The organism is Methylobacterium aerolatum (genome assembly GCF_022179085.1).
Classification (GTDB): Bacteria; Pseudomonadota; Alphaproteobacteria; order Rhizobiales; family Beijerinckiaceae; genus Methylobacterium; species Methylobacterium aerolatum.
In genome coordinates this window covers 114,395-129,977 of record NZ_BPQE01000016.1, presented here as the reverse complement: position 1 = coordinate 129,977, position 15,583 = coordinate 114,395, and the positions used below count along the sequence as shown (strand labels likewise).

The 15,583-nt window shown below is 68.9% G+C and carries 12 protein-coding genes and 1 pseudogene; 11 read left to right on the top strand and 2 right to left on the bottom strand.

Features of this window, described 5'->3' with window-relative positions; translation table 11 throughout:
- Positions 1–240: 240 nt before the first annotated feature.
- From MFF06_RS11755 to MFF06_RS11735, 5 genes are all read left to right on the top strand, one after another.
- A complete protein-coding gene (locus MFF06_RS11755; RefSeq protein WP_238203967.1) occupies positions 241–1,857 on the top strand; it encodes an ABC transporter substrate-binding protein in 1,617 nt (538 codons plus the stop codon).
- Between the two features lie 12 nt (positions 1,858–1,869).
- On the top strand, positions 1,870–2,850 hold the full coding sequence (locus MFF06_RS11750; protein WP_238203966.1) for an ABC transporter permease: 981 nt from the start codon (positions 1,870–1,872) through the stop codon (positions 2,848–2,850).
- 55 nt (positions 2,851–2,905) lie between these two features.
- Positions 2,906–3,877 (top strand): ABC transporter permease, encoded by a 972-nt coding sequence (locus tag MFF06_RS11745; RefSeq protein WP_238203964.1) that lies wholly within the window; start codon positions 2,906–2,908, stop codon positions 3,875–3,877.
- A 196-nt stretch (positions 3,878–4,073) separates the two neighbouring features.
- Positions 4,074–5,054: an ABC transporter ATP-binding protein gene (locus MFF06_RS11740; protein ID WP_238203961.1), complete on the top strand. Its 981-nt coding sequence runs from the start codon at positions 4,074–4,076 to the stop codon at positions 5,052–5,054.
- Positions 5,051–6,031 (top strand): ABC transporter ATP-binding protein, encoded by a 981-nt coding sequence (locus MFF06_RS11735; RefSeq protein ID WP_238203959.1) that lies wholly within the window; start codon positions 5,051–5,053, stop codon positions 6,029–6,031. Before MFF06_RS11740 ends, MFF06_RS11735 begins: the two co-directional genes overlap by 4 nt.
- A 146-nt stretch (positions 6,032–6,177) precedes the next feature.
- On the opposite strand, the gene MFF06_RS11730 is transcribed toward MFF06_RS11735, so the two are convergent.
- Positions 6,178–8,655: a patatin-like phospholipase family protein gene (locus MFF06_RS11730; RefSeq protein WP_238203957.1), complete on the bottom strand. Its 2,478-nt coding sequence runs from the start codon at positions 8,653–8,655 to the stop codon at positions 6,178–6,180.
- 86 nt (positions 8,656–8,741) lie between these two features.
- A complete protein-coding gene (locus MFF06_RS11725) occupies positions 8,742–9,326 on the bottom strand; it encodes a hypothetical protein (RefSeq protein ID WP_238203955.1) in 585 nt (194 codons plus the stop codon).
- A 321-nt stretch (positions 9,327–9,647) separates the two neighbouring features.
- On the opposite strand from MFF06_RS11725, the pseudogene MFF06_RS11720 reads away from it, so the two are divergent.
- From MFF06_RS11720 to MFF06_RS11695, 6 genes and pseudogenes are all read left to right on the top strand, one after another.
- Positions 9,648–9,812 (top strand): annotated as a pseudogene (locus MFF06_RS11720) (IS5/IS1182 family transposase); the annotation flags it as partial.
- A 42-nt stretch (positions 9,813–9,854) separates the two neighbouring features.
- A complete protein-coding gene (locus MFF06_RS11715) occupies positions 9,855–10,055 on the top strand; it encodes a hypothetical protein (protein WP_238203953.1) in 201 nt (66 codons plus the stop codon).
- 146 nt (positions 10,056–10,201) lie between these two features.
- The gene (locus tag MFF06_RS11710) at positions 10,202–10,744 is read left to right on the top strand and encodes an invasion associated locus B family protein (protein ID WP_238203951.1); all 543 of its coding nucleotides are present in this window, start codon (positions 10,202–10,204) and stop codon (positions 10,742–10,744) included.
- Positions 10,741–12,699 (top strand): two-partner secretion domain-containing protein, encoded by a 1,959-nt coding sequence (locus MFF06_RS11705; protein WP_238203950.1) that lies wholly within the window; start codon positions 10,741–10,743, stop codon positions 12,697–12,699. Before MFF06_RS11710 ends, MFF06_RS11705 begins: the two co-directional genes overlap by 4 nt.
- Before the next feature lie 59 nt (positions 12,700–12,758).
- Complete coding sequence (locus MFF06_RS11700) at positions 12,759–14,552, top strand: ShlB/FhaC/HecB family hemolysin secretion/activation protein (protein WP_238203949.1); 1,794 nt, start codon at positions 12,759–12,761, stop codon at positions 14,550–14,552.
- Positions 14,553–14,566: 14 nt separating this feature from the next.
- Positions 14,567–15,508, top strand: a complete 942-nt coding sequence (locus MFF06_RS11695) for a tetratricopeptide repeat protein (protein WP_238203948.1) — start codon at positions 14,567–14,569, stop codon at positions 15,506–15,508.
- The last annotated feature ends 75 nt before the right edge of the window (positions 15,509–15,583 follow it).

Below are 15,583 nucleotides of genomic sequence, written 5' to 3'. Positions count from 1 at the left end.
CCGTTTTTGTGAAACAACATATGTGTATGGTTTGCGGGCGGGCGGTCGGGTGGGATGGCCGCGGCGGGACGGGCGGGGTTTCACGGCGTGCGGCGGGGACCGGCTGCGACGTCCTGGTCCGAACCTTGCTGTGGGCACAACTTCCGGGCGATTTGCCGCCACACTTTGCCCGGTCTAATCCTCAAAGCCCCGCGTCTCGCGTTCGAGCGGTGCGTCCTCTCCCAGGTCTCGGAGGTCCGTTTGTCCCGTTTCCCCCTGAAGGCCCTCGTCCGCGGCGTGGCGGCTGGCGCGTTCGCGTCGCTGGCCGTAGCAAGCCTGCCCGCGCAGGCGGCGAACGTCTTCCGTTTCGCCTTCCAGGGCGACATCAAGTCCCTCGATCCGTACTCGCTGAAGGAGACGTTCACGATCGGGATGCACGGCGCGGTCTACGAGCCGCTGGTCATGCGGGACAAGGAGATGAAGTTCGCGCCGGCGCTGGCCGAGTCGTGGGAGACGCCGGAGCCGACCCGCTGGCGCTTCCATCTGCGCAAGAACGTGAAGTTCCACGACGGCTCGCCCTTCACCGCCGACGACGTGATCTTCTCCGCCCAGCGCGTCCGGGCGCCGGGCTCGAACTTCACCACCAACGTTCCGGCCGACGCCGAATTCGTGAAGGTCGACGACTTCACCGTCGACATGCTGCTGAAGAAGCCGAACCCCATCGCCATCGCGCAGTTTCCGACATGGTACATCATGTCGAAGGCCTGGGCCGAGAAGAACGGCGCCGTGCAGCCCACCGCCCCGACCGCGGCCAATCCCGGCTACGCGACGCTCCACGAGAACGGCACCGGCCCGTTTACGATCACCGAGCAGCAGCCCGGCGTCCGGACCGTGTTCAAGAAGTTTCCCGGCTACTGGGGCAAGGTCGAGTCGAACCTCGACGAGGCGGTGTTCACGACCATCGGCAACGATGCCACCCGCGTCGCCGCCCTGCTTTCGGGCGAGGTCGATTGGGTCGATCCGGTGCCGCTCCAGGACCAGAACCGCGTGAATTCCAGCGGCATCGCCACGGTGATGGCCGGGCCGGAACTGCGCACGATCTTCCTCGGCATGGACCAGAGCCGTGACGAGCTGAAGGATTCGAGCGTCAAGGGCAAGAACCCGTTCAAGGATGCGAAGGTCCGCGAGGCGTTCTACCTCGCCATCGACGAGGACACGATCGCCAAGCGCGTGATGCGCGGGCAGGCCACGCCCTCCTCGATCCTGATCGCCCCCGCCCTGTTCGACCGGGCCTCCGAACTCAAGCGCCCGGCCACCGACCTGAAGAAGGCCAAGGAGCTGATGGCGCAGGCGGGCTACCCGGACGGGTTCTCCCTGACCATGGATTGCCCCAACGACCGCTACGTCAACGACGAGGCGATCTGCCAAGCGGTGGTGTCGATGCTGGCGCGGATCAACGTCAAGGTGAACCTCAACGCCCAGCCCAAGGCCAAGTACTTCGCGAAGGTGCTGGCGCCGGGCTACGACACCTCGTTCTACCTCGTCGGCTGGACCCCCTCGTCGCTCGATAGCCACAACATCCTGTTCGAGATTGCCGGCTGCCGGAAGCCGGGCGACAAGTCCGGGCGCGGCGGCTGGAACATCGGCGGCTATTGCGATCCGAAGATCGACACGATTGCCGACCAGGTCGAGTCCGAGACCGACAAGGCCAAGCGCGATGCCCTGATCAAGGAGGGCTTCGAGACCATCCAGGCCGATTGGGGCTACATCCCCCTGCACCAGCAGGCTCTGGCCTGGGGCGTCTCGAAGAAGGTCCACGTCGTGCAGCGGCCGGACAACTACTTCTATCTCTATTGGGTCTCGAAGGATCCCCAGTAAGGAGGGGCGGGCGTGCTCGCTTTCCTCCTCCGGCGGTTGTTCCAGGCGGCCGCGGTCCTCGCGGTCGTCGGGCTCATCGCCTTCGCGATGTTCCGGTTCGCGGGCGACCCCGTGAACCAGATCGTCGGGCCGGACACGACGCAGGCCGAGCGGGCGGAGATCCGCAAGAGCCTTGGCCTCGACGAGTCCGTCCTCTCGCAGTTCGGCCGCTACGTCGCCAACGTGGCGCAGGGGCGCTTCGGCATCTCGTACCAGTTCCGCCAGCCGGTCTCGCAGCTCCTCGCGGAGCGGATGCCGGCGACTCTGGAACTCGCCTTCTGCGCCACGGTCTTCGCCCTGGTCGTCGGCGTACTGATGGGGGTGTTCTGCGCCCTCTACCGGGAATCCTGGCTCGCCTCCCTGTTCCAGGCGGTCTCGCTCATCGGGATCAGCCTGCCGACCTTCCTCATCGGCATCCTGCTCATCTACCTCTTCTCGGTGACGCTGGGCTGGCTGCCCTCCTACGGGCGGGGCGACACGGTGCGCCTCGGCTGGTGGACGACGGGCTTCCTCACCGCCTCGGGCCTCAAGGCGCTGATCCTGCCCTCGGTGACGCTCGGCCTGTACCAGATGACCCTGATCATGCGGCTGGTGCGCGCCGAGATGCTGGAGGTGCTGCGCACCGACTACATCCGCTTCGCCCGGGCGAGGGGCCTTTCCACCCGCGCCGTGCACCTGCGCCACGCCCTGAAGAACACGCTGGTGCCGGTCATCACCATCGCCGGGCTCCAGCTCGGCTCGGTCATCGCCTTCTCGATCATCACCGAGACGGTGTTCCAGTGGCCCGGCATGGGCCTGCTGTTCATCCAGGCGGTGCAGAACGTCGATATCCCGATCATGTCCGCCTACCTGCTGCTCGTCGCGCTGATCTTCGTGACGATCAACCTCGTGGTCGACATTCTCTACACGGTGGTCGACCCTCGCCTGCGGCTCTCGACGGGGCGGGCGGCATGAGACCCATCGCCAAGAGACCCATCGCCAAGAGACCCATCGCGATGAAGAGCCGGCGATGAGCGGAACCGACCTCGATACGGGCGACGCCCCGCCCGTCCCGCTGCCGGAGGCGGCGCCCTCGCGCCTCGCGAGATGGCGGGACTCCGATCTGCTCGCGAACTTCCTGCGCTCGAAGACCGCCATGGCGGCGCTCGTCGCCACGGTGATCATGATGGTCCTGGCCTTCGCCGCGCCGCTGATCTCGCCGCAGAACCCCTACGATCCGGCGCAGCTCGACCTCATCAACTCCAATCTGCCGCCGATCTGGCAGGCCGACGGGCAGGCGCCCTTCTACCTCGGCACCGACGACCAGGGCCGGGACGTGCTCTCGGCGGTGCTCTACGGCCTGCGCCTGTCGCTGATCGTCGGCATCCTCGGCGTACTCGCCTCGGGGGTGATCGGCGTGACCCTCGGCCTCGTGGCGGGCTACGCGGGCGGGGCCCTCGATACGCTGATCATGCGCGTCGCCGACGTGCAGCTCACCTTCCCGGCGATCCTCATCGCCCTGGTGGTGGACGGCGTGGCCAAGGCCGCCTTCGGCAGCGCGCTGGATGTCGGGCCGCTGATCGCGCTGATCGTGGTCTCGATCAGCCTGTCCTTCTGGGTGCAGTACGCCCGCACCGTGCGCTCCTCCGTGATGGTGGAGAAGGGCAAGGATTACGTGCAGGCGGCCCGGCTCATCGGCCTGTCCTCGCCCGTGATCCTGGTGCGGCACGTGCTGCCGAACGTCACCGGCCCGGTCTTCGTGATCGCGACGATCAACTTGGCCCTCGCCATCATCACCGAGGCGACCCTGTCCTTCCTCGGCACGGGCCTGCCCGAGACCATGCCCTCGCTCGGCACGCTGATCCGCACCGGCAACCGCTTCCTGTTCTCCGGCGAGTGGTGGATCGTCGCCTTCCCCGGCGTGGCGCTGGCGAGCCTCGTCATCGCCATCAACCTCCTGGGGGATTGGCTGCGCGACGCGCTCAATCCGAAGTTGCAGTGATGGACTCCGTACTGCGCGCACCTCCGCCCTCTCCCACCCTTCACCTCATCCTGAGGTGCCGGAGCGCAGCGGAGGCCTCGAAGGAGGGCTCCAGAGATCGCGCGGCCTCTGGTGCCCTCCTTCGAGGCGCGCGGCGCGCGCGCCTCGGGATGAGGTCGCGGGTGGGAGAACGCTCTGTCATCGGACCCCGCACCCCATGACCGACACCGTCCTCTCCGTGCGCGACCTCACGGTCGCCTTCGACACGCGGCGCGGGCCGCTCACCGCCATCGACCGGGTGTCCTTCGACATCGGCCGGGGCGAGATCCTGGGCGTGGTCGGTGAGTCCGGCGCGGGCAAATCGGTGACCGGCGCGGCGGTGATCGGGCTGATCGACCGGCCGGGCCGGATCGCCGGGGGCGAGATCCGCCTGCGCGGCGAGCGCATCGACAACCTGCCCCCCGAGGCGATGCGGCGGATCCGCGGCCAGCGCATCGGCATGATCTTCCAGGATCCGCTGACGTCGCTCGATCCGCTGTTCCGGGTGGGCGACCAGATCGTCGAGACGCTGCGCACCCATACCGGCCTGTCGGCCAAGGCGGCACGCGCCCGCGCCATCGATCTGCTGGCGGAAGTGGGCATTCCCGCTCCCGAGCGGCGGATCGACGGCTATCCGCACGAGTTCTCCGGCGGGATGCGCCAGCGCGTGGTGATCGCCCTGGCGCTCGCCGCCGAGCCGGAACTGATCATCGCCGATGAGCCGACGACGGCACTCGACGTCTCGGTGCAGGCGCAGATCATCACGCTGCTGAAGCGCCTCTGCCGGGAGCACGGCACGGCGGTGATGCTGGTGACGCACGACATGGGCGTGATCGCCGAGGCCGCCGACCGGGTGGCGGTGATGTATGCCGGGCGGGTGGCCGAGATCGGCCCCGTCGCGTCGGTGATCGCCACACCGCACCACCCCTACGCCACCGGCCTGATGGGCGCGATCCCGACGCTCTCGCAGGACGCGGAACGCCTGAGCCAGATCCCCGGATCGATGCCCCGCCTCACGGCCATCCCGCGCGGCTGCGCCTTCAACCCCCGCTGCCCGAAGGTCTTCGCCCGCTGCCACGTCGAGCGGCCGGAGCCGATCCCGGTGGGGGAGAGCCGGGTGGCGTGCCACCTGTACGATGCAGCGGAGAAAGCCGCGTGAGCGCCTACGTCGAAGTCACCGACCTGCGCCGCCGGTTCGACGTCTCGAAGCCCTGGCTGAATCGGGTGATCGAGCGCGAGCCGAAGAAGTATCTCACCGCCGTGGACCGGGTGGGCTTCACGATCGCGAAGGGCGAGACCTTCGCCATCGTGGGGGAATCGGGCTCCGGCAAGTCCACCGTGGCGCGGATGGTGGTCGGCCTGCTGCCACCTTCGGGGGGCGAGGTGCGCATCACCGGCGTGTCGATGACCGACCCCCGCGAGGAGACCGCCCGGCGCCGCCTGCGCTCGCGCATCCAGATGATCTTTCAGGACCCCTACGCCTCCATGAACCCGCGCTGGCGGGTGGGCCGGATCATCGCGGAGCCGATCCGCGCCTTCAACCTGATTCAGGGAGAGGCTGCGATCCGCGCCCGCGTCGGCGAGCTTCTGGGACTCGTCGGCCTCCACGCGGACGATTCCAAAAAGTACCCGCACGAGTTCTCCGGCGGGCAGCGCCAGCGGGTGGCCATCGCCCGGGCGCTGGCGAGCCAAGCGGAGTTCCTGGTGGGCGACGAGCCGACCTCGGCGCTGGACGTCTCGGTCCAGGCGCAGATCCTCAACCTGATGCGCGATCTGCAGGACCGGCTGGGGCTCACCTACCTGTTCATCTCCCACAACCTCGCCGTGGTACGCCACATGGCGAGCCGGGTGGGCGTGATGTATCTCGGCCGCCTCGTGGAGGTCGCCGCCGCCAAAGACCTCTTCGCGACGCCGCGCCACCCCTACACGCGGATGCTTCTCGACGCGGTGCCCGACCTCGCCCATGTGGGCCGCGCCCGCGTGCCGGTCTCGGGCGAGATCCCGAACCCGATCGACCCGCCCCCCGGCTGCACCTTCCACCCCCGCTGCCCGCTGGCGAACGACCGCTGCCGCGCCGAGGTGCCGGAGTTGCACGCGGGCGTCGCCTGCCATGCCGTGCAGGAGGGGCGGGCGTAGGGTGGTCCTCGGAGCCTGGCCGGAAAGGTCACGACGGAGCGTCTCATCCACCGTCATTGCTTCGCTGACGCTCGCAATGACGACGTGTGGTCGAAAGGCCGTCGTGACCGTTCCGGCCAGATTCCTGCGCCGAAAGGCGCGCGACCTCAGAAAATCCCGAGGGCTTGGTGGAGGATCGCCCGTATCTCGGTTCTGTGGAAGTAATGACAACATGCTCGATCCGATTGATCGAGAAATCGTTTCACGATGTGCTCGCCGAGGGCGCGATACACCTCGAATTGCTCCTCGCTGAAAAACTGGTCCGCCGTACTCTCGTGGGGGAACGACGGGTTGCGAGCCTTGTATGCCATCACGTAGGACGCCTCATCCCCGCTCAGCGAAGCCTTGACGTAGACCAGCACGCCCACTTCGCGGGCCCCCACCCCGCTGGGTGGAGGATAATCGATCAGGCCGAGGGCGACGTGAGGCCCTGCCTCGGTCCTGACCGTCCTGTCGCGGACGCGCTGAGAGGTGTCCCGCGTGCGATCCGCGATCGCGCCCCAATCGATGATGATCCGCGTTCCGAGGTCGATGCGGGCGAAGCGTTCGAGCTGGGTGAGGGAGGCACCCCGGAGATCGGGATCGGCCTCGCCGTCGATGGCGACGATGACACGGCACCGACGCTTGAGCAGTTCGTAGATTCCGAGGTTCTCGATGTGCCCGCCATCGGTCAGGAAGACGAATTCCTGTTTGGTGGAGAGGGCTTCATCGGCCGTTTTCCCGAAGTCGAACCCGGTTTTGCTGAAAGCCTCCTGTAAGAGATACCACGGACCGGGCTTGGCCCCGTAGGACGGGCGCTTCCTCTGCGACGCTGCACGAGGCCGTCTGCGTTTCTTCGCCATGGCATCCCTGGCCTCCTCGGCGATTTTGCGAGGATGCAACAACCAGCGCCCGAGACGGACATTGAACAGCGCGATCGTCGGCGAGAGCGGCTGAACGGAGGCCATCCCCATGTTCGGCGCGGCGGCCGCTCCGGAAATCGCCATCGCGGTCCCCGTGGTCAGGAGATAGACGGCCTTCTCGGCACAGGGCGTCGAGACGTAGCCCGTCAGATCGCTGCCCACGAAGCGTCGACTGAACACGAAGAAGTCCGCGTTGCGACCGCGCCTGTTGGCGTAGGCGGAGCCCGGGACGTTCAACGCGGCATTGATGAGATGGTACGGGCCGCGATCCGGCGCGAGAGCGGACAGTTTGTGATCGTCCATGAAGGCGATCCCCGGCTCCGGATCGGAGGCGTCATCAACGGGGGGCTCCTTCACGAGGAAGGTTCGTCCGAGCCGGTCCCGGTAGAGCTGATGCAGGGAGTTCGCGTTGACGCTGAGGGAAAGCCAGGACACGAGGATCGCGAGGGCCGCCAACAGGTAGACCAGTGCGCCCCCCAGGTGGCACCACGGATCGGGCAAGGTCTGCAGCCAGGACTGCCCCCAGCCGAACATGGCCGCCAGGAATCCCGGAGCTGCCGGCCAACCCCGGGCGATGTCCACCGTGGCCCAGAAGGCCAGATGCATCATGCAGAGCCAGAGGATTGCCGGAGCGGCCGCTGCGAGAAGGAGCAGCAAGGCCCGGCTCGCTAGGATCTTGAGGAATCCCCCCCAGGTTCCCGTCACCTCCGTCACGGCCTGTTCGGCGATGCGGCGGACGAAGGGCAATGCGGCGACCGGGGCAAGGAAGGCCACGAGATGCGTCAGCCAGCCGAAGCCCACGGTGAATCCGCCACCCCCCGCTCCAGGGGAGGCGGCCGCCGTATCGGACGGCAGGTACAAGGCCTTGAGAAGGAGCGTATGGACTTCGATGATCGGAAGGATCGCGAGGCCGATCAAAATGCAAGCGAAGATCGCGACTGAGAATTCACGCCGCTTCGCATTGGGTGTCAGCCTGATCGATGCGGCGATGGCATAGCCGATCCACACGATTACTCCGAGAATGAACACAATGATGGTCACGGACCAGTCGAAACGATCGGGCAGGATGCCGAGGATCTTTCCTGGCCATTTCGCCCCTTTGAGATGGTCCATCGTTGGAGTGAAGAAGACCATGACCGCCGCCGACGCCAGCATGACCGGCAGGACGACGAGCAGGTTCATCGCGAGGCCGCGCAGGTAGACGACGAGGGCCGTGACGATGGACGAGAATCCGTTGGGGAAGAGGTAGCGGGTGTTGTCCCGGATATGCCGCGTGATCGGGGTTTCACCCGCCTCGGTACTGCCTCGTCCGAACGGGAAGCCCCTACCCTCCGACAGGCCGATCGAGAGCGTCGTCCCGATGTAGCCGCCGCCGGACACGGTCGAGAGGTAGTCGAAGCGCTTGATGAGGTCGCGGTTGCCCAGCGCCTGGAGCACTCCGAGGGAGAAGGCGGCGGACCGGATGCCGCCGCCCGACAGGGCGAGACCCACGAACCCGTTCTCGACCGTCGGCGGACCGCCCTCGGGGAGGCGGCCGGCGCTGTCGCCCAGCAAGTTCCGGCGACGTTGCGCGATGTCGGCGCATTCGCCCGCGAAGACTTGCGTGAAGGTCTCGACAACCGGCTCCGCAGGCTCGGGCATTGTGGGCGGTGGCGTGTTCAGTTCGGAATCCACGCAAACCATGGCAAACCTCTCCCGTTGCCGTGGCCGCTGTGTTCAGCCACGGCTGCAATGCCTGTCCGGCTCGTCCGTCGGCGGGGGCGACTCGTTCAGATCGGCCGGTTGGCCTTCTTCAGCGTGCTCTGCAGGACCTGGCGGCAGAAATCCCTGGTCAGGAGACGATTGCCGACTGAGGGCTCACGCGACCGGTCGAAGGTGCTCAGGCAGGTGACGAGGAGCGCGGCCACCGCGTCGTTGCCCCTCACCGCTCCGCCGGCTGTCGCCACGGCCTTGGCGATCGCGGCGGCAGTCGCCGCGCCCTTGCCGGTCGCGTCGGCCGGGACACTGACCGTCACGCTCGCGGGCGCCCCGGCCAGGGCCACGAGCAGGTTGCCGTATTGGCTCAGGATCAACGCGTAGGCGTCGTGGCCGATCACGCCGTTCACGTAGGCTTGGCAGGCGGTGTAGAGCCCGTCGCGCAGGGCGAGCACGCCCGCGTTGCGGCCTTCGAGGGCCGTGATCTGCTCGCTGCGCTCGAAGGTGCCGCCGCCTTCGCCTTCGCCTGAGCCGGTGATGCTCACCCTGGCGTTGGCGGTGGCCTTTGCTCCGAAGGCCACGGCGTAGTCCGGGCTCGGCTCTGTGCACATGACCATCGTCCGGGTACCGTCGACGAGGCGGGCCCGTTGGGTGATCAACCTGAGATTTCCTGTCGTGCTGAGGACATCCGTCTCCCCGAACGACAGGCGATCGATATGGGCACTGGGGGAATCGCACGCCTGGAGGGCGGTCGCGAGCGTCAACGCGAGCAGAATTCGCTGCACGAGGACAGTCTTCACCATGCGTGCCCCCTCAAGGCAGCCGTTCCGGCAAGTTCTCGGCTGATTCGCCGCACCGAGCGCCTTATGAAGAATGATTAAGCTATCGCGGAACTGTGCGCAACCTAAGGTTATTGAATCACCGTGTGAAAAACCCTGCGCCAATAAAGAATTGGTATCGTCTGGACGTCGAGGGTAAGGCCGGGCCGGAGCCGCCGGCTGAGTGCCAACGGGGGCACCGACGTCGATTGGCCGTGCACCGACCTCCGCAGGAACGGCATCACGCCCGTCATCCCGAGCAAACGCGGCCGCAACCGCGGGATCCGTCATGCCAGGTCCCTGTCTCGGGAGCGCTGGCCCATCGAAGGGATGGTCCAGCCCTCACCCTGGTCGCCGCCGAAGTTTCTGGTGCTGACCGAGTCCGGAGCCTCGGGTTGCCGCCATGCTGTGCGCCGTGAGCCGGGCTTCGAAGTCGCAACTTTTCGTGAAATTGACGGTGTTATAGATCAATCTGAAGTAGAGATCCTGAATAAATCTGCAAAATATCGGATTGTTCACTTCAAGTCCCGCCAAAAGATCGCTAAGGATGCACGAATCACGGGTGTTTAACCTGAGCGACTCAGGTGATTCCCCTTGAAGTTCGAGGCCTGATCCGAAGGACACTGCGATGTCCCTCGGTTTGCGGGATGTTGCATGCATTGGACGAGACGAGGGCAATCGCGGGACGGTGGTCCTGTCGCGGCATGTGGAGAGCCTTGGGTGTCGTCCCGCTGCTGGCCGTGGCGACGGTCGGCCCCGTGATGGCCGAGGACGGCATGGCCCCGGCATCCTCGCCCGCGCAGCCGGAGATCCGCCGGTTCGGGGATTGGGAGGTGATCTGCGAGGGCAGGGCGCCCGCGTCCTTGCCAGCTGACGGCAAGGCGGCGCCCCGGGCCTGCAAGGCGATGCAGCGGCAGGTCGCCAAGGAGACGGGTCAGACGGTGTTCCTCGTCACCGTGCTGCCGGCCGGGCATCCGAACCGGTTCGCCGTGATCGTCTCGACCCCTCTCGGGGGCTACCTCGCACCGGGAATGGTGCTGAGCGTCGATCGCGGCCGGCCGTTCAAGGTCCTCTTTGAAACCTGCAACGCATCCGGCTGCCACGGCGGCTTCGACCTCTCGGGCCGGATCGCGCGCGAACTCCGGCAGGGGAGGGGGCTCAGCGTCCGCCTCTGGACCGGCAAGGGACAGGCCGCCGACGTCGCGGTCCCGCTCGCGGGCTTCAACACGGCGCTCGCGAGCCTGGGTGAGGTCCGATGAGGCCGGCGGTCCTCCTTGCGGCCGCGGCCCTCGCGGCGATCGTGGTCCGGCCGGCCTCGGCCCAGACGCCGGCCGTCGTCCCGAGCGGCGCCACGGCGACGACAGTCTCCACCGCCGCCTCCGGCCGGATCACCGTCGGCATCGCGCCGGCGTCGAGCCGGGGGACGAGCTTCAACCAGTACTCCGCCTTCTCGGTCCCCGCGGCGGGGGTGCAGCTCGACAACCGGTCGGTCGGCGCTAACACCATCGTCAACAGCGTGACCGGAACCGGACGCACGGTCTGGACCGGGCCGCTCGCGGTGCTGGGCTCCCGCGCCCATGTCATCGTCGCCAACCCCAACGGCATCGCCATCGACGGCGGCAGCGTCGTCAATGCCGGGGGCGTTGCGCTCTCGACGGGGCCGGTGTCCACCACGGCCTCCGGCAACGTCATCCTGGGCAGCGGCGGCGGCGACATCGCGGTCGGGCCCGGCGGCTTCACCGGGACCATGACCTCCCTGCAGCTCATCGCGGGGCGGCTCAAGATCGACGGGCCCGTGGTCAACGGCTCGGCCAGCCCGAACGCGGACATCGCCCTGCTCGCCGGCAACCACGAGGTCACCCTCGACGGGACGGTGCCGGCCAACAGCACCCTGCGGCCCTGGGCGTCCGCCAAGGCGCTGGGCGGCCAGTCCGACGAGGTCCTCGTCGACGTCACGCCCCGTGGCGCGCTCTCGGCGAGCCGGGTGCGGATCGCCGTCTCCGCGCAGGGGGCCGGCGTCGCCTTCGCGGGACGGGGCCTCGCCTCCATCGGCGAGTTCGCCATCACGGCGGACGGCAAGGTCAGCGTCCGGGGTGGGCAGATCCAGGCCGAGAAGGCCCTGACGATCGTCGCCCCGTCGATCGAGGTGTTGAACGCCCCGGCCGGGCAGGGCAGCCTCGCCTCCCTCTCGGGGGCGGTCACGCTGAAGGCGACCGGCGGCGACCTCGACCTGCGCGGGATCGTGACGGGCACCCGCCGGGACGGCGCCGACCCGGATTCGAAGGGCGCGGTCACCCTATCGGCGACGGGCGACATCCGGCTCCTCAGCGAAGGCGCCGACCGGCTCGCCATCGCCTTCGCCTCGGAGGGCGACCTGTCCGTCACCGCCGGCGGTACCGTCTCCAACAACACGGGGAGGCTGCTCTCGAACGGTGCCGTTGCAATCAACGCCGCCAGCGTCTCGAACACGGTCGATGTCGTCGGTGCGGTCGATGGCGGGGCACCGCGGCTGGTCTTCGTCCGCAGGAAGCGGATGGGCTGGCTCGGCTCGAAGACCGTGCGGGTCTGGCGCATCGATGCCGGCGACCTGCGGATCCCCGGCCAGCTCGCCTACATCGTCGGCCGATCGGTGGCGATCTCCGCCGACCAGGTGGTCAACTCCGGCGAGATCGACGCGCAGGACGGCGCCCTGACCATCGCTGCCGGCTCGATCCTCAACGCGGCGAAGACCTCCGGCAGCCTCGTCTTCAGCAAGAGCTGCTGGATCCTGTGCCGGAGGCGGGGCCTCTCCACGGTCTCGACGGCGGGCGGGGTCATGAACGCGGCCAACGGCCTCCAGCTCACCGCCGCGCGCTCCATCGTCAACGACGGCGGGGTGATCACCGCCTACGGCAACATGGCGCTCGAGGCGCCCTCCATCACCGCCACGGCGCGAGACCTCCCGGTGGTCGTCGCCCGGCCGGCGGGGTTGAGCACCCTGTTCGCCGGACCGCAATCCTCACTCCAGCTCGTGCCGCAGGGCGGCCTGTTCCTGGCGCCCGCTGGCGCCCTGACGGTCCGCGCCGCGTCCCCCGTCATCCTGAACGGCGGCGACCTCCAGGCCGGGCCCGGCGGCCTCGACAACCCCGCCGGCGTCGAGCGGCATGACCTGAGCGACGACCAGAGCTGGATCGGCCACCGGCACGGCGGCGTCCTGGCGCCCTGGTTCGAATGAAAGGGCCGGCAGTGATCTCCGTCCCTCGTGGCCGCGTCCCCCGGAGCCGGCTCCCCTGCTTGGCACCGGCCTGCCTCGCCGTGCTCCTGGCTGTGCTCCTGGCTGTGCTCGGATCGGCCGAGGCTGAGGCCGGAGCCGCTCCGGCCGCCGCGGGGCAGACGGTGGAGATCGCCACCGACCCCGCCATGGCGGGCAAGTCCGGCGGCGAACACGAGCCCTGCGTGGCGGTCGATACGGTGGTCGTCTCCGGGATCACCCTCGTGAGCCCGCAGGCCGTGCGGGAGGCCGTCGCGCCCCGCGCCGCCGTCTGCCTCGGCAACACCTCCGCCGGGGCCATCGTCGGCGCCATCAACGAAGTCTACGCCGGACAGGGCTACGTCACCACCCAGGCCTACGTCCCGCCCCAGGACCTGCGGGCGAGCCGCGCCCTGCGGATCGAGATCGTCCCCGGCCGGGTCGGCCGCATCGCCTACCGGGAGACCGAGGCCGATGAGACGCCGGCCCAGGCTTGGGCCAACCTGTGGACCGCCACCGGGCCCTGGGACGGCGCCAAGAAGGTGTCCGCCCTGCTCGCCACCCTCGACAACGGGCTCGACCGCTTCCAGCTGATCCCGCCGGACACGGCCGGCGGCCTCAAGGCGTGGCTCGCCGTGCCGCTCGACCCTGGCGACGTCCTGCAAATCGACCGCCTGCAACAGGGCATCGACCAGCTCAACCGCGTGCCCTCGCAGAAGGCCAGCGCCAAGCTCGAACCGGGCGAGGAGCCCGGCACCTCGACGGTCGTGCTGGCCAACCCGCGCGCGGATTCCTTCCGCGTCTTCGCGGGCTACGAGATGAACGGCAACACGCTGAACGGCAACGGCACGCTGCCGGCCGAGCGTGCCCGGCTCGACGTCTTCAAGGACAACCTGATCGGCCTCAACGACGCCTGGGCCACCTCCTATGCCGGGGGCCTGGACAGCAACGAGCTGCGCGCCAGCGTGGCGCTTCCGGTGCGCTGGCTCACCCTGTCCCTCGACGGCGGCTACTCGGAATACCTGACGCCCATCGGCCGCTACGCCGACCTGTTCACGCAGCTCTACACGGGGGCGCTCAACGCGAGCGTCATCCTCTCCCGGGACCGGACGCAGCAGACGAGCCTGGACGCCGGTTTGAACTGGCGCCGCCTCGACCGCTTCATCAACGACGGCGCCCTCACGCCGCAGACGGTCAGCGTCCTGCGCGGCGCGGTCACCCACCAGCACTTCTACGACGCCGCGCAGCTCGTCGCCTCCCTCGGCGTCAGCCACGGGCTCAGGATCCTCACCGCCACCCGCGATCCCATCGACCCGCCCTTCGACGTGCCGAGGGCGCAGTTTCTCAAGGTCGATGGCCTCCTCAGCTTCGCGCAGGCCTTCGACGGCGTCGGGTCGCTCAAGCTCGACCTGTCCGGCCAGTGGACGAACGCCCCCCTCTACGCCGACGACCAACTGATCCTGGGCTCCGTCACGACCGTGCGCGGCTTCACCCGGATGCCGTTCCGGACCGACCGCGGGGCCGTGGCCCGGGCCGAGTTCGCCACCGGCCTGCCGATGGCGTGGCTGCTGGGCGCGCACCGGGGCGACCTCGTGTTCCTCGACGAGGTCGGCGGCGCCACGCAGGTCTACGCCTTCGCGACGGTCGGCGGCGGCCGCGCCATCGCCGAGCAGGTGCTGGGCGCGCGCGGCTCGGTCGGCGGCGGCGTCCGCTACCGGCAGGGCCGCTTCAGCCTCGACCTGACCGTGGCTCAGCCGGTCTTCCAGGCGGGACTCCCGGCCCGCCGGGACACCTACCGACCCGAACTGTACCTCACCGCCTCCGCCCAACTCTTCTGATGGATCCCCGACCGATGGCTCATCATGCGCGCCGCCTGATCGCCGCCCTCGCGGTGCTGCTGGGGGCGACGTTCAACGATGGTCCGAAGCCGCTCGCCGCCGAGGCGAAGAAGGCGCCCACCGCCGCCACACCCGCCACGACACCCCCGGCAGCGGACAAGCCAGCCCCGACCTTCCAGGCGACCCAGCCCAACCCGGACAAGGCCGACCCGGCCGAGGGCGCGAGCCGGGTCGCGGCCGGGCTGAAGGCCCTGGAGGACCGCCGGTACGACGAGGCCCTCAAGGCCTTCGACGAGGCCTACGGCTACGGCGACCCGGACGGCGCCTTCTACCTCGGCCGCATGGCCGAGCTCGGCGTCGGCGTGCAGGCCGACTTCGACAAGGCCCGGATCCTCTACCTCGCCGCCGCCGAGAAGGGCAGCGCCCGGGCGATGAATCGCCTCGGCCTGATGCACTACCGCGGCGAGCGGGTGCTGCAGGATTACGCGGCCGCCTTCGAGCTGATCTGCAAGGCCGCCGAGAAGGGCGATGCCGACGGCGCCTTCAACTGCGCCGGGCTGTACGCCGACGGGCGCGGCACGCCAAAGGACCTGGGCAAGGCGATCGCCCTGTACGAGCAGGCCGCCGCGAAGGGACATATCGGGGCGATCAACGCCCTGGGCTTCGCCACCCGCGACGGCCTCGGCGTGCCGGCCGACCCGGCCAAGGCACTGGCCTTCTTCGAGCGGGCGGCGGCCAAGGGCAACCCGGTGGCGCTGTTCGAGCTGGGCGCGGCCTACGAGGCCGGGCGGGCGGTGCCCCGGGACTTCACCAAGGCGCACCTTTACTACAACCTCGCCTCCGCCCGGCAGCATCCGGGCGCCGCCGCCGCACTCCAGCGCGTCACCGCGCAGCTCTCGGACGATCAGGTCGCGAAGGCGCAGGCGGCGGCCAAGGCCTGGAAGGCCGAGAACTGACCGCCCGACCCTCCCGCATACGCAAGCCGACCCGACGGCCCGCGCCCGCAGCGGGGTGGGCCGTCACGACGATGG